This is a genomic window from Collinsella aerofaciens (assembly GCF_009876115.1).
In the GTDB taxonomy this organism is placed as follows: Bacteria; Actinomycetota; Coriobacteriia; order Coriobacteriales; family Coriobacteriaceae; genus Collinsella; species Collinsella aerofaciens_N.
Genome location: NZ_WWSY01000006.1, coordinates 98,978 through 112,992 on the forward strand (window position 1 = coordinate 98,978; position 14,015 = coordinate 112,992).

12 protein-coding genes are annotated in these 14,015 nt (G+C 60.7%); 6 read left to right on the forward strand and 6 right to left on the reverse strand.

Going from position 1 to position 14,015, the window contains the following annotated elements; all coding sequences use genetic code 11:
* Window positions 1-237: 237 nt before the first annotated feature.
* Entirely contained in the window at window positions 238-1,272 is a 1,035-nt protein-coding gene (locus GT571_RS04965; protein ID WP_161145214.1) for a YeiH family protein, read from the reverse strand.
* 193 nt (window positions 1,273-1,465) lie between these two features.
* Here GT571_RS04965 and GT571_RS04970 point away from each other — a divergent pair, with 193 nt between their 5' ends.
* A complete protein-coding gene (locus GT571_RS04970; protein WP_050766156.1) occupies window positions 1,466-2,167 on the forward strand; it encodes a GntR family transcriptional regulator in 702 nt (233 codons plus the stop codon).
* A 187-nt stretch (window positions 2,168-2,354) separates the two neighbouring features.
* Here the strand turns inward: GT571_RS04970 and tnpA are convergent, their stop codons facing one another.
* From tnpA to GT571_RS04990, 4 genes are all read right to left on the reverse strand, one after another.
* Window positions 2,355-2,813, reverse strand: a complete 459-nt coding sequence (tnpA, locus tag GT571_RS04975; RefSeq protein WP_055287554.1) for an IS200/IS605 family transposase — start codon at window positions 2,811-2,813, stop codon at window positions 2,355-2,357.
* A gap of 212 nt (window positions 2,814-3,025) precedes the next feature.
* Window positions 3,026-4,873, reverse strand: coding sequence for a glutamine--fructose-6-phosphate transaminase (isomerizing) (glmS, locus tag GT571_RS04980; RefSeq protein WP_161145554.1), 1,848 nt, complete (start codon window positions 4,871-4,873; stop codon window positions 3,026-3,028).
* Window positions 4,874-5,071: 198 nt separating this feature from the next.
* Entirely contained in the window at window positions 5,072-5,719 is a 648-nt protein-coding gene (locus tag GT571_RS04985; RefSeq protein ID WP_161145555.1) for an amino acid ABC transporter permease, read from the reverse strand.
* A 33-nt stretch (window positions 5,720-5,752) separates the two neighbouring features.
* The gene (locus GT571_RS04990; RefSeq protein ID WP_161145556.1) at window positions 5,753-6,634 is read right to left on the reverse strand and encodes a substrate-binding periplasmic protein; all 882 of its coding nucleotides are present in this window, start codon (window positions 6,632-6,634) and stop codon (window positions 5,753-5,755) included.
* A gap of 246 nt (window positions 6,635-6,880) precedes the next feature.
* On the opposite strand from GT571_RS04990, the gene GT571_RS04995 reads away from it, so the two are divergent.
* The 4 genes from GT571_RS04995 to GT571_RS05010 all read left to right on the forward strand — a co-directional run bounded on the left by GT571_RS04995 (window position 6,881) and on the right by GT571_RS05010 (window position 11,845).
* Window positions 6,881-7,993, forward strand: a complete 1,113-nt coding sequence (locus GT571_RS04995) for a LacI family DNA-binding transcriptional regulator (RefSeq protein WP_161145557.1) — start codon at window positions 6,881-6,883, stop codon at window positions 7,991-7,993.
* A 207-nt stretch (window positions 7,994-8,200) separates the two neighbouring features.
* Window positions 8,201-9,406 (forward strand): ATP-binding protein, encoded by a 1,206-nt coding sequence (locus tag GT571_RS05000; protein ID WP_161145558.1) that lies wholly within the window; start codon window positions 8,201-8,203, stop codon window positions 9,404-9,406.
* A gap of 157 nt (window positions 9,407-9,563) precedes the next feature.
* Entirely contained in the window at window positions 9,564-11,108 is a 1,545-nt protein-coding gene (gene istA, locus GT571_RS05005) for an IS21 family transposase (protein WP_161145570.1), read from the forward strand.
* Window positions 11,109-11,110: 2 nt separating this feature from the next.
* Window positions 11,111-11,845 carry an ATP-binding protein gene (locus GT571_RS05010; protein WP_161145571.1) on the forward strand — a complete coding sequence of 245 codons (735 nt, stop codon included), beginning with the start codon at window positions 11,111-11,113 and terminating at the stop codon, window positions 11,843-11,845.
* Between the two features lie 386 nt (window positions 11,846-12,231).
* Here GT571_RS05010 and GT571_RS05015 read toward each other — a convergent pair whose 3' ends face one another.
* Entirely contained in the window at window positions 12,232-12,882 is a 651-nt protein-coding gene (locus tag GT571_RS05015) for an HAD family hydrolase (RefSeq protein WP_161145458.1), read from the reverse strand.
* Between the two features lie 173 nt (window positions 12,883-13,055).
* On the opposite strand from GT571_RS05015, the gene larE reads away from it, so the two are divergent.
* The gene (larE, locus tag GT571_RS05020) at window positions 13,056-13,934 is read left to right on the forward strand and encodes an ATP-dependent sacrificial sulfur transferase LarE (RefSeq protein WP_161145457.1); all 879 of its coding nucleotides are present in this window, start codon (window positions 13,056-13,058) and stop codon (window positions 13,932-13,934) included.
* Window positions 13,935-14,015: the final 81 nt, after the last annotated feature.

Sequence of the window (14,015 nt, forward strand, 5' to 3'; positions counted from 1 at the left end):
CCGCCGACGGTCGCACGACCGAGTGTTTCAAAATTGAACGATATTGCTCACCAAACACTATAGGGCAGAAAGCGCCGTCCTGCGAGTATAGGTGTTGCCCCGCATCGCCATCCTGGCGGGGCGATAAGAGCTCTTCGGGACTTATAAACCTGCGGACAAGCCATACCCGCAAGAGCTCCTATCGCTCCACCGAAGGCTTGCGCTCACCGGCAGCCAGCACGCGAATAAGCTACTTCTCTACCAGATTCCCAGCACGTGCTGCATTCCCAAACTCATGCACGCAATGCCAATCCAGCAGCAAAAGCCCAACGCGATGGGCTTGCCGCCCTTTTTGACCAGCTCGACGATATCGGTATTAAAACCAATAGCCGCCATGGCCATCACAATAAAGAACTTCGACAGCTCCTTGATGGGCGCCGTGATGGACGCGGGAAGCTGAAGCACCGTGGTGATCACGCTCGCCAGCACAAAGAACAGCACAAACATGGGAAACGCACGTTTAAGCGAGAACGTGCTTTTGGCGTCACCGCCGGCCTTGCGTGCCAGATGCATCTGCCAGCATGCGAGGACCAGCGTGATGGGAATAATGGCCAGCGTCCTGGTGAGCTTGACCACTGTGGCGCTCTCGAGCACATTGGCGCCGGGATGCATGCTGTCCCAGGCGCTCGCCGCAGCCGTTACCGACGAGGTGTCGTTGATGGCGGTGCCGGCAAACAGGCCAAAGCCCTCGTTGGTCAGCCCGAGCATGCCGCCGAGCGTCGGAAACACGAGCGCCGCGATAACGTTAAACAGGAAGATGACCGAAATGGCCTGGGCAATCTCGCGATCGTCGGCATCGATGACGGGCGCGGTCGCAGCGATGGCCGAACCGCCGCAAATCGACGAACCCACACCCACAAGCGTCGCGATCTTACCCGGTACGTTCATGACGCGGCAGAGCACAAAGGCGATGACAAGCGAGGTCGAGATCGTCGCCACGATAATCGGCAGCGACTGGGCGCCCTTGGACAGAATCTGGGAGAGGTTCATGCCAAAGCCAAGCAGGATAACCGCGTACTGCAAGACTTTTTTGGACGTATAGGTGACGCCGGCGGCGAGCTGTTCGCGACGCTTCCTGGGAAAGACGAGCGCCAGGACCATGCCAAAGAGGATGGCAAATACCGGACCGCCGACCACCTCAATTTGTTTGCCGAGCAACGTCGCGGGAATGGCAATGATCAGGCAGAACAAGACGCCTTTCCAGCGCTCGCGAACGATATTTGCCAGTTGCATATGGGATTCCTTCTTTCTATTTCACGTTTGCGACGGCTTATGATACGGCAACATTGAGCACAGCCTTGCGCAAACACAGACTAAGATGCCGCAATAGTTCTCAGGCAACAGCCGAATTGCCCACCGCGGAGAGCTGATTCGCGGCATAATTAACAACTGACATATGAGTTTGATAGAACAGTTGCGAGGCGCTATGGAAGAATCGATGCACGTCGGCGAGCAGGAAACGAGCCTACAGGACCAGTCCTACCACACCATTCGACGCAAAATCGTCTACCTGGACTACAAGCCGGGCGAAAAGCTGGGCGTCAAGCAACTTTGCGACGACCTAGATATGGGGCGCACCCCTGTGCGCGAGGCTTTGGTTCGTTTGGCGCAGGAAGGCCTGGTGCGCACCGTGCCCCAGAGCGGTACCTACGTCTCGCCCATCAACCTCACCCTTGCCGAGAGTGCCTGTTACATCCGCGAGCATCTGGAAAAGCAGGTGATTGTGGAGTGCTGTGCGCGCGCCACGTCGGCCGGCATCGAGCAGCTCGACCGCGCCATCGTGCTGCAGGAAAAGGCCATGGCCGAAGAGGATCGCATCGGCTTCTTTTTGAGCGACAACCTCATGCATCACATGATTTTTAGCATCGCATGTCGCAGCACCGTGTGGTCGTGGCTCGAAGAGACCAATGCCGACCTGGAGCGCTTCCGCTGGCTGCGCGCCGCCACGCAGGTTCTCGACAATCAGGACATCGTGAACGAGCACAAGCAGATTCGCCGCGCTATCGCCGGTCGCGACCCCATCGAAGCGAGCTTTTTGGTCAGCAAGCACCTGCATATGATGTTCCGCAACCAGACCGAGGTTCTGGACCAGTTCCCCGAGTACTTCGAGACCAGCAAGCTCCGCTAACCTGCCAAATAGGGACAGGTTCATTTTGGCAGGTTTTATCTGGGCAAATCAGAACCACCCTTAAAAAGGGTGGTTTGCTCTTAGGGTATAACCCACGGGCCCCGGGCTCGCGTCTAAAGGCGCGGGCCCGGACTTCGTCCAGGCCTAGTGCATCTTGACCCGTGGCGCGCCGGTCGAACCGGCGGGATCACCCCCTCTTGAAGGGGTCCTCGTACTCCTTCACGCTCAGCTTGTCCAGCGCGATGTCGTGGGACTCCTGCTCCCTGATGTACTTGGCGATCGTCGCCTCGTTCAGGCCGACGGTGGACACGTAGTAGCCCTCCGCCCAGAACTTCCTGTTGCCGAACTTGTACTTGAGGTTGGCGTGCCTGTCGAATATCATCAGCGAGCTCTTCCCCTTCAGGTAGCCCATGACGCTCGCGACGCTGTACTTCGGCGGGATCGCCAGCAGCACGTGCACGTGGTCGGGCATCAGGTGCCCCTCGATTATCTCGATCCCCTTGTACTCGCACAGCTTCCTGAGGATCTCCCCTATGTCGCTCCTGATTTGGTTGTAGATCACTTTGCGCCTATACTTCGGCGTGAACACGATGTGGTACTTGCACATCCACTTCGTGTGGGAAAGGCTGTAGGCCTTCTGGGCCATGGCGACCACCCCTTCGACTCGAATTCTTGACGGCCTGAACAATCGTCAATATCGGTCGGAGGGGTGGCTTTGTAAAGCCGTTTGTCTCCACCCGCGTAGCGGGTGGTTTAAAGCTGGCCGCTGCGCGGCCAGCGGACTAAAGTCTTGAATGAAACAAGGCCCGGCTCCGCTGCAACGGAGCCGGGCCTTGGTCGCCAGAATGGCGGAACCAACTACTCCACGGTAACGCTCTTTGCCAGGTTGCGGGGCTGGTCGACGTCGCAGCCGCGCAGGATGGCAACCTCGCGGGCGAGCAGCTGCAGCGGGACGCTCGCCGTGATGGGGCTGAACACGTCGCGGACGGCCGGCACGCGAATGATGCAGTCGGCAATCTTGTTGATTTCCTCGTCGCCCTCGGTAGCAACGACGATGACCTTGGCGCCGCGCGCCTTGCACTCCATGAGGTTCGACACGGTCTTGTCGTAGGTGGCGCTCTTGGTGGCCACGGCGATGACGGGGAAGCCCGGATCGATCAGCGCGATGGGGCCGTGCTTCATCTCGCCGGCAGCATACGCCTCGGCGTGCAGGTAGCTGACTTCCTTGAGCTTGAGTGCGCCCTCGTAGGAGATGGCAGCACCCATACCGCGGCCCACGAACAGTGCCGACTGCGCGTCCCTACACAGCAGAGCGGCCTCGTGCACGGCCTCGGTCTGCGTGTCCAAAATCCACTGGATCTGCTCGGCCGTATCGGAAAGCTCGCGGAACATCATACGCGTCTGCTTGGTGGTCAGACGGTACTTGACCTGCGCCAGCAGCAGAGCCAGCAGCGTCAGGCTCACAACCTGGCCGATGAAGCTCTTGGTCGAAGCGACGGCAATCTCCTTGTTGGCCTTGGTATAGATGACGCCGTCGCTCTCGCGCGCCACCGGGCTGCCCACCACGTTGGTGATGCCAAAGACCTTGGCACCCTTGATGCGCGCGTCGCGAATGGCGGCGAGGGTATCGGCCGTCTCGCCCGACTGGGACACGGCAACGACGAGCGTCGTCGGCGTGATGATGGGGTTGCGATAGCGAAACTCGCTGGCAGCCTCAACCTCGGTGGGAATGCGAGCCCAGCCCTCAATAAGGTTCTTGGCGATGAGTCCGGCGTGATAGCTGGTGCCGCAGGCGATCACGTAGACACGGTCGATGTCGTTGAGCTCCTCGAGCGAAAGACCCAGCTCGTCGATATCGAGCTCACCGGCGGGGGTCATGCGGCCAACCAGGGTATCGCGCACGACGCGAGGCTGCTCGTGAATCTCCTTGAGCATAAAGTCGGGATAACCGCCCTTTTCTGCCATGTCCAGGTCCCAGTCGATGTGGGTGACCTTGGGCTCGATGACGTTGCCGGCCTCGTCGGTGTACTCGACGCCTGCAGGCGTGAGCTTGGCAAACTGACCGTCCTCGAGCACCACGACATCGCGGGTGGCATCGATAAGCGCGATCACGTCGGAGGCAACGTAGGAGCCGGTCTCGCCCACGCCGACCACAATCGGAGAGTCCTTGCGGGCCACGGCGATCACGCCGGGCTCGTCGGTGCACACGGCGGCCAAGCCATAGGCGCCTACCACGTGGGTGCAAGCCTCGCGCACGGAGGCCATCAGGTCGTGCGTCTCGGCATAGGCTTCTTCGATCAGATGCGCGAAGACCTCCGTATCGGTCTCGCTCTTAAAGTGATGGCCGCGGCCCTCCAGCTCCTCGCGCAGCTCGGCGAAGTTCTCGATAATGCCGTTGTGGACGATGGCGACGCGACCGTCGCAGCTGGTGTGGGGATGAGCATTAACGACGGAAGGCTTGCCGTGGGTGGCCCAACGGGTGTGACCGATACCGCAGGTTGCGTCGCTATCGATATTGGAAAGCTCGCTCTCCAGACCCGCAACCTTACCCACGCGGCGGATGACGTCGAGGTGCGCCGCGGCACCCTCGCCCACCTCGAGCGCGACGCCCGAGGAGTCATAGCCGCGATACTCCATGCGCTTAAGGCCTGTGACCAGGATGTTCTTTGCAATATCAGATCCGGTGTAGCCGACGATTCCGCACATAGGATAAATCCCTTCGTTCGCGTGACTGCAAGACGTCCACGCACGGGGGGCGCTGAGACGTATAACGTTCGAGTATTGTACTCACGCAAGCGCAAGCTGATATACCAGAAGTGGTATCTCAACTTAGATACCACCCGATGCACACATGCCCAAATCATCACGATGGGGACAGGCGCCTTTGCGGCGGCTTGACCGGTTCTAGAGGCGCAGATGACGCTCGAGCCGATTACCCAGGGCAGTGAGCGCCATGACAATGACGTAGTAGACCACAGCCACCACCAAAAACGGTTCAAAGGCTCGATAGGTGAGCGCTTGCACGCTCTGGGCGGCACGCATCATGTCCATCAGGCCGATGGTTGCCACCAGCGAGGAGCTCTTGAGGACCGTGATCACTTCGTTGACCAGGGCGGGGGCAATCGAACGCATCGCCTGCGGAACAACGATCTTGCGCATCATGGGAACATAGCGAAGCCCGATGGCCCGAGCGGCATCGTACTGACCCCGGTCAACGCCCTCGATACCACCGCGTACCGCCTCGGACACCGTCGCTGAGCCGTTAAGCCCCAGCGTAATGGCACCGGCGGCAAACATCGATATTTTAAAACCCGTGAGCTGCGGCGTCGCAAAGTACGCCAAAAAGAGCAGCACGATAAGCGGAACGCCGCGAAAGATAGAGGTGTAGAAGCTGAGCACCGCACGCAATGGGCGACAGGGTAAAACCTTGAGCACGGCAATGAGAAAGCCCAGGGCAAGCGCTATAACCAGAGCGGCGGCCGTCACCTGACAGGTCACGACCAGGCCGCTCATAAACATCGGTATATATGGTTCTAGCAGTTCAAACTTCATCAGCATGCCCTCGGCGTGCGCCTCACCGGATCGCTATTTTCCGGCAACCGTCGACGTGCCGGAAGCGGAATAGTCGCCGTTCCACATAAAGTCGGCGCCCACATACTGCTTGATATAGCCGTCGATGGTGCCATCCTCGAGCATCTCGCCGATGCACTCGTCAAGCGCCGCGACAAAGCCGGCACCCTTCTTGGCCATCAGACGGTACACGCCCACATGACCACTCGTCTCGGAACGATCGAGCAGGCCCAGCACCAGGCCCTCGTTCGCATCGCGCATGGACTGGCCCTCGGCGCCGTCGCACAGGTAGGCATCGATGCGCCCGGCGAGCACCTCTTGCAGGCACTGGTCGCCGCCGTCGTACGTGTGAATATCGGCATCGGGCATAACCTTGGCGATGAACTTGTTCTGCACGGTGCCGGTGGTGCAGGCGATGGACTTGCCAGCAAGGTCCTCGACGCGCTTGACAGGATCGCCGCCAAGTGTGAGAACGCCTACGAGCGGCTGATAATAGCCGCGCGTGAAGTCGTACGTCTGCTCGCGCTCTTCGTTGGAGCTCATCGCCATGGTAAAGGCCTTGTCATCGCTCTGCACCGATGCAAGCGTGGCGGCAAAGTCCTGCGGCTCAAAGTCGTAAGAAAAGCCCAGGCGCGAGGCCATCTCATCGGCAATGGCAATATCCAGGCCGACAACCTTCTGCTTGCCGTCCGACTGCGTCTCCAGATAGCGATAGGGCGCGAAGGCATCGTCGCCCACAAAGGTGAGCTTGGCGCCTTTGATATCGTCGCCCGCACCCGCAGCAGAACCAGCGGCAGAGCCCTTGTCAGCGCCATTGCCAGCGCAACCGCTCGCCGCAACCATTGCTGTACCGGCAAGCAAACTCAGGAAATCACGACGAGAAACAGAGCGAGTCATACCAAAGCCTTTCAATCTACGTTCAAAACGGCTTCTATTGTAGACACTCCACTGTTGAGCGCGCAGCCCAGCCGCATCAAAACCACTACAAAGGGGGACAGGCACCTTTGTGGTGGCTTGGTCTCCAGCGTTTCCCCAGATAAAACCTGCCAAAATAAACCTGTCCCTAATTGGAAGGTTTTGACACCCTAGGGGCGGGCGATGCTACAATCTGGCTTGTACTTGAAACGCATCAAAGGGGCCGCTATGGCAAAGGTAAAAATCAGCGATGTCGCGCGCGAGGCAGGGGTTTCGCTGGGCACGGTTTCCAACGCACTCAACCACCCCGAAAAGCTGCGCCCCGAGACCCTCAAGCTCATCAACGAGACCATCGGTCGCCTTGGCTATCTGCCCAACCAAAGCGCCCGTCAGCTCGCGGGCGGCACCACCAAGTCCTTTGGCCTGGTTCTCCCCCGTCTCGACCACGGCTTCTCGCTCCAAATTGCCAGCGGCGCCCATAACGAGGCACGCAAGCACGGCTATGACTTGCTCATCGCCAATGCCGATAACGACGATATTCTCGAGGACCATTACCTGCGCTATTTTATGGGCACGCAGATGTCCGGCGTCATGGTTCAGCCCATGGCGTCCCCCGACTGGCACCCCGCCATGACCAAGATGCCCGTGCCGATCGTCCATCTGGACATCCACTGTTCCGAGCCCGGTTACTACGTGGCCGCCGACAACGAGGCGCAGGGGCGCATTATCGCCGAGCTCGCCATCGCCCGCGGCGCACGCCATATCACCGTTGTGGGCAGAGCGGCATTCATGCAGCTCACCCTGCGCGTGCTTGGCATTCACAAGGCCCTTGCCCTGCACCCCGATATCAAAATCGAAGTCATCGACGCCGGCGAATGGAATACCGCTGCCGACGGCTACAGCATTGGCGCTCAGATTGCCGGGCGCCCTGCCGACGAACGTCCCGATTTTGTCGTCGGCCTGACCGACGTGTTGGCCTCGGGTGTTATCTCGGCATTGGTCGACAAAGGCATCTCCGTCCCCGAGCAGATTCGCGTGGCCGGATGCGACGGCAATCCGCTTGCATGGAGTGGGTCGGTCCCACTGACCACGGTAGCGCCTCCGGGCTACGAAATTGGCCGCAAGGGTGTCCAACTGCTGATGGAGCAAATCGAGAACAAGGTCCCGACAAAGACCAAACATATCCGCATCGGCTCTGCCGCGCGCCCCGTCACCGCGGTCACGGCCACCGAGGACATCAACCGCCAAGAACTCGTGCGGCCGTTCCTCCTCGAACGCGCCAGCACCCAGGCGAGCAACCACGCCGAAGCCACCGCCATCAACCTCGGCGCTTACCTGTAGCAAAAAGCGCCGCAGCGGAATCAGCCCCGCTGCGGCGCTTTTTCCGGCCCCACACCCATTAGCCAGGGCTACAGCTACGGATATTTATGGAATACAATCTATATTTTCATGAATTAATTTGATAAAATGGATTCGGTTCCATATTTTTTGTAATTTTATATAAATATTGATTTTGTTCCAATATTTTCAGACCCAGGGAGAGGCTTTATGGATTTGATTGACCGCAAACAGTACCTCGACTGGCTCATTTCGTGGAAAGACTCGCATGTTATCAAGGTCGTTTCGGGCGTGCGTAGGTCTGGCAAATCGAAGCTATTCGAGATTTACCGTGGTCATTTGCGCGACCATGGAACCACAGATGCCCAGGTTATATCCCTCAACTTTGAAGATCTGGAATTCGAGTCTCTTACGTCGTATAGAGAACTCTACGACTACGTTTCCGCCAGACTCGTCCCCGATAAGATGAACTACGTTTTTCTGGACGAGATACAGCATGTCGAGCACTTCGAAAAAGCCGTCGACAGCCTATTTATCAGGGATAATGTCGATCTCTACATAACCGGTTCCAACGCCTATCTGCTCTCGAGCGAGCTGGCAACCTTACTATCCGGTCGCTACGTAGAGCTCAAGATGCTGCCTCTCTCCTTTAAAGAGTTTTGCTCGGCAAAAACCAATGGCGGAAAGGCTCCTACCCAGCTGTTTGACGAGTACATCACCCGGGGCTCCTTTCCCTTTATCGCCGAAACGGGTATCCAGGGCCCCCAGGCGCGTGATTACCTTATGAGTCTCTACGACACCATAGTCATACGCGACGTTATCGAACGCTTGAAGGTCTCGGACGTCTCGACCCTGCGCGATATCACCAAGTTCCTACTCCATAACATCGGAAGCCGAACCTCGGTTAAAAAAATCTCCGACACGCTCTCGTCCAACGGCAACAAAACCGATCAGAAGACCGTCGCCAAGTACCTCAAAGGCTTAACAGACAGTCTCGTACTGTATTCAGCGCCGCGCTACAACGTACGCGGTCGACAGCTTCTAACAACAAACGGAAAATACTACGCCGTTGACCTTGGACTTAGAGGCGCTCTCGTCAAAACTCAGAGCAGCGACATCGGTCATATTCTCGAAAATGTCGTCTATCTCGAGCTTCTACGCCGCGGATACGACGTCTACGTGGGCGATATCGATGATGGGGAGATCGATTTTGTTGCCCTAGGCTCAGACGAGACGGCCTATTTTCAGGTTTCAGCCACTACGCTCGACGAAACCACCCTCAACCGCGAGTTGGCCCCCTTTAAGAAAGCCCGAGACAACTATCCCAAGACGCTTCTTACGCTCGACACGCTATTTGCTGACGCAAACTACGAAGGAGTTCGCAAGCGCAACGTAATCGACTGGCTCTTGGAATAACTTGAGTCCTAGGCCCTTTCGACACCACCTATATTGCGAATCAGCACCGCCGCCCACCCGACCGAATATTGCCGTTCGGCACCGCCATTAAATGCCTTCCCGCGCATCCCCGTTACGCTCGGGCTGCCATGCAGTCCAGAGAACGAGGAGGTTCCACATGGCGAGAAGGATCAGGGCCAGGGAGGTCCTGAGGCTGAGGTCGGTGAACGGGCTTTCGCAGAACGCGATCGCCCGCACCGCCCACGTCTCGAAGCACAGCGTCCAGGACGTGCTGGAGGCCGCGAGGGAGCGGGGCGTCTCCTGGGAGGACGTCGAGGGGATGTCCGAGGAGGCCGCCTACGCGCTGCTGTTCCCCGGCAGGGGCGACGCCGGGCCGGTGCACGCCGACCCCGACTGGGCACGCGTCCACCGCGAGCTCGCGAGGACCGGCGTCACGCTCAAGCTCCTGCACGCGGAGTATGCCGACGGGTGCGCGGAGGCCGGCGCGCCGTCGATGTCCTACGACAGGTTCTGCAAGCGCTACCGCCAGTACACGGTGTCGCGCAACGTGGTGAGCCGCGTCGGGCACAAGGCGGGCAGGAACATGGAGGTCGACTGGTCGGGGCCCACGATGCGGCTCGTGGACCCCGCGACCGGCGAGGTCAGGAAGGTGTACCTGTTCGTGGCCTGCCTCCCGTTCAGCCGGTACAGCTACGTCGAGCCGACGCTCGACATGAAGCAGGATACATGGCTGCTGTGCCACGTGCACGCCTTCTCCTTCCTGGGAGGCGCGACGCCCTGCATCGTCCCCGACAACCTGAGGACCGGCGTCACCGCCCACCCCAGGGCCGGGGAGCCGGTCCTGAACGCGGCCTACGAGGAGCTCGCCGCGCACTACGGCTCCGCCGTGATCCCGGCGAGGGTCAGGAGGCCCCGCGACAAGCCGAGCGCCGAGAACGAGGTCTGGGCCGCCGCGACCTACGTGATAGCGGCGCTTCGCGACGAGGTGTTCACCGACATGGCGGCCCTCCGCGCCGCCGTCGCCCGGAGGGTCGCGGAGCACAACGACGCGCCGTTCGCCAAGCGCGAGGGCTCGAGGCGCGAGGTGTTCGAGGAGGTCGAGCGCCCGCTGCTGAGGCCCCTGCCGGCCGAGCCCTTCGAGGTGTGCGAGTGGGTCTACGGCCGCAAGGTCCAGGCCAACTGCCATGTCGCGTACGCCCGCAACTACTACTCGGTGAGCCACCTGCTCGTCGGCTCGACGGTCGACCTGCGCGTCACCGAGGGCAAGGTGGAGGTCTTCTCCGGCGGCGAGCGCGTGGCCACGCACCCCAGGTTCCCGTCCTACGCGAGGAACCGCTACTCCACGCGCGGCTCGGACATGCCCGAGGGCAGGGCGTGGTCGGACTGGGACGCGCCGCGCATCCGCGCCTGGGCCTCGAGGGTCGGGCCCTCCTGCTCCGAGCTGGTGGACAGGGTGTTCGCCTGCTACGAGTTCGACGAGCAGGGCTTCAACGCCGCGCTCGCCGTGCTCAGGCTGTCCAGGCGCTACACCCCGGCGAGGCTCGAGCGGGCGTGCGGGATGGCGCTCGCGACCGGGAAGAGGTCGCCGCGCTACCGCGACGTCGAGCCCGTGCTGAGGTCGGGGCAGGACAGGGCGCCGGCCGGCGAGGCGTCCGGGGACTGCGGCTACGTGCGCGGCGCCGGCTTCTACGGGGAGGAGTGAGCATGGACGTCAACGCGGAGACCGCCCGCAAGCTCAGGGAGATGGGGGCGGCCGAGCTGCTCGCCGCCCTCTCCGCCCAGGACGAGGCCGTGTGCGCCGGGATGGCGTTCGCCGAGCGCGTCCAGATGGCGGTGGACGAGGCGCACTCCGACTTCATCACGCAGAAGGTCCGCAACCTGACGAGGAGGGCCGGCCTCAGGTACTCCGAGGCCGACGTCCGCTCGGTCGACTTCTTCGAGGGCCGCGGCCTCGACAGGGTGGCGGTGGCCGAGCTCGCGACCTGCGGGTTCGTCGGGCGCGGCGAGAACGTGGTTCTCCAGGGCCTCACCGGCACGGGCAAGACCTACCTGGCCTGCGCGCTCGCGAAGGCCGCCTGCGCCAGGAGGGTGAGGTCGTGCTACGTCCGCCAGCCCGACCTCGAGGACCTCTGGCGCGAGAGCCGTGACCGGCCCGGCGGCGAGCGCAAGCTCGTCCGCAAGTACGGGGCGTTCGGCCTGCTCGTGATAGACGAGTGGCTGCTCGACAGGCCGGACACCGAGTTCAGGTCGATGCTGCTGGAGCTGATGGAGCTGAGGTACGGCACGGCCTCGACCGTATTCTGCACCCAGTTCAAGAAGAAGGACTGGCACCCGAGGCTCGGCGGCGGGGTGCATGCCGACGCCATCATGGACAGGATCGTGCACAACGCGGTCTGGGTCGACATGGGCGAGGCCAACATGCGGCAGCGCCGCGGATAGACCGGTAGCAATAAAAAAGCACCGGGGCCAGTGTCGGCCCCGGTGCCCAAGCGCGATATCGGCGGTGCTGTTTCGCGATATTCAACAGTGCTCAAGCGAGCAAATACTCAGAATAACTCGTAACGTCCAAAGCCCCGCCAACCTCTTGCCAAGGCGGCTGCCTCGATTATTTAAAGCACAAAGCCCCTCTTATCGGCCAAAACTGCAGTCTTGGCCGATAAGAGGGGCTGGCCGTATCAGCGCTTCCGCGCGGGCGCCGCTGTCGTCACCGCTAGCGGCAGACAACGCCCACGGGCGCAATCGGGATCTTGGATATAGATGCGGACACCCAGCTAAGCGGTTGGCCGCATCTTTAAAATGCTATTGAAATGGCTCAGGTGCAGAGTCTAGCGCACGGCCTTGACCGCCGCCGTCAGATCGAACAGCGTATCGAGCACGGCCTCGCAGCCATCCACCACGTCCTGCGGCAACGGCACGATATCGGGGACGGCAAAGACGTGGCAGCCGGCCGTGATGCCCGAGACGCAGCCGTTGCGCGAATCCTCGACCACGGCGCATTCCTCGGGGACAAAGCCCGCGCGCTCGCAGGCGAGCAGATACATCTCGGGGTCGGGCTTGCCGTGCACGACGTCCTCGCCACAGGTCACCGTTTCAAACTTGTCAAAGAGACCGACCATCTTAAGGTTGTGCTCGGCCGTGGCATGACGCGATGACGTCGCAAGGCCCACGTGATAGCCCGCGGCCAGCAGCTCGTCCAGGCACTCGGCGGCACCGGCCTTAAGTTCCAGTTCGGTCTTGACCATCTCGTCGCGAATCTCCTTGTGGCGACGATAGATCGCCTCAGCGGTTTCTCTGCTGCCGTAATGCGCCTCAAGGATGTCCATGACATCGGGCAGCGTGCGACCGATAAACTGATGGATCAGCGTGTCATCAATCGCGAGCCCCAGCTCAGCAGCGGGCGCTTTCCATGCCTTGATGCCCAGACGCTCGGTATCGACCAGCGTTCCATCCATGTCAAAAATAACAGCCTTGATCATATCGGTCCCCCATCGACTCTCGCTGTCGCATTGCCGCAACTCTACCGCATTTGGCAACTTGTATATAACGTATATACCATATTGCGCTTTCATTACATAGGTAGAAATCTTATGACAAGCAGCTCGGTAGGATTATAGTTTTCGACCGAGTACATATTGGTAAGGAACGTTTCATGCTTTCAGACACCACCGCACCTGCAGAGGAGCTTCAGGACAAACTCGCAGCGCTCGAACAGCTGCTTTTGGCATACGGACGCGTCGCCATCGGCTTTTCCGGTGGCGTCGACAGCAGCTTTTTAGCCGCGGTCTGCGCCCGCATCATGCCGGCTAGCACGCTTCTCGTTCACCTCACCACGCCGCTCATCGGCACGCCTGAACAGGCTTCGTTTGAGCGGTCCGTTGACGGGCAAGCCAATGAGGAGCCGCATTTTAAGCTCCCTGTGCTCAATCTTTCGGTCGATCAGTTGCAGCTCCCCCAAGTAGCCTGCAACGATGCCAATCGCTGCTACCACTGTAAGCAGGCCGGCCTTACCGCCATCGTCAACCACGCCAAGTCGCTCGGCTTTTCCACCGTCATCGATGGCAGCAATGCAAGCGATCGCGGTGACTACCGTCCTGGCATGCGCGCCGCAGAAGAGCTCGGCGTACGCTCCCCTCTTATGGAGGTCGGCTTTACCAAGGACGAAGAGCGCGAGCTGTTGCGCGCATGGGGCTATCCCGTTTGGAACCTGCCGGCGGGAGCCTGTCTTGCCACGCGCGTCCCCACGGGCGAGGAGCTTACGCGCGAGAAGGTCTCCCTGATTCGCGCCTGCGAGGATTACCTGCACGATCTCGACCTGGCGCAGGTACGCGCGCGCTTGGTCGGCGGCTGCATGCATATCGAAGCCGCGCCCGCAGATGTCGCCAAGATTGCCGCTCTCGGCGGTGCCGCCGTCGACGGCGAGGGCAAGACCCCGTTGCCCGCCGCCATCGAGCCCGCGCTGCGCGAGCTGGGCTGCGCCCACATCTCCCCCGAGGTCACCCCCTACATCCACGGCAACATGAACCAGTAGCGTATCCCGATAAGTTGCGGTGGAATAGTTCCTGTTTTGCGGCCTATCGGGCCCAAACAGGAACTATTCCACCGCAACTCC

Coding starts and splice junctions, on each gene's coding strand:
- GT571_RS04965 (WP_161145214.1), bottom strand. CDS start 1,272: ATGCAACTGGCAAATATCGTTCGCGAGCGCTGGAAAGGCGTCTTGTTC.
- GT571_RS04970 (WP_050766156.1), top strand. CDS start 1,466: ATGGAAGAATCGATGCACGTCGGCGAGCAGGAAACGAGCCTACAGGAC.
- tnpA (WP_055287554.1), bottom strand. CDS start 2,813: ATGGCCCAGAAGGCCTACAGCCTTTCCCACACGAAGTGGATGTGCAAG.
- glmS (WP_161145554.1), bottom strand. CDS start 4,873: ATGTGCGGAATCGTCGGCTACACCGGATCTGATATTGCAAAGAACATC.
- GT571_RS04985 (WP_161145555.1), bottom strand. CDS start 5,719: ATGAAGTTTGAACTGCTAGAACCATATATACCGATGTTTATGAGCGGC.
- GT571_RS04990 (WP_161145556.1), bottom strand. CDS start 6,634: ATGACTCGCTCTGTTTCTCGTCGTGATTTCCTGAGTTTGCTTGCCGGT.
- GT571_RS04995 (WP_161145557.1), top strand. CDS start 6,881: ATGGCAAAGGTAAAAATCAGCGATGTCGCGCGCGAGGCAGGGGTTTCG.
- GT571_RS05000 (WP_161145558.1), top strand. CDS start 8,201: ATGGATTTGATTGACCGCAAACAGTACCTCGACTGGCTCATTTCGTGG.
- istA (WP_161145570.1), top strand. CDS start 9,564: ATGGCGAGAAGGATCAGGGCCAGGGAGGTCCTGAGGCTGAGGTCGGTG.
- GT571_RS05010 (WP_161145571.1), top strand. CDS start 11,111: ATGGACGTCAACGCGGAGACCGCCCGCAAGCTCAGGGAGATGGGGGCG.
- GT571_RS05015 (WP_161145458.1), bottom strand. CDS start 12,882: ATGATCAAGGCTGTTATTTTTGACATGGATGGAACGCTGGTCGATACC.
- larE (WP_161145457.1), top strand. CDS start 13,056: ATGCTTTCAGACACCACCGCACCTGCAGAGGAGCTTCAGGACAAACTC.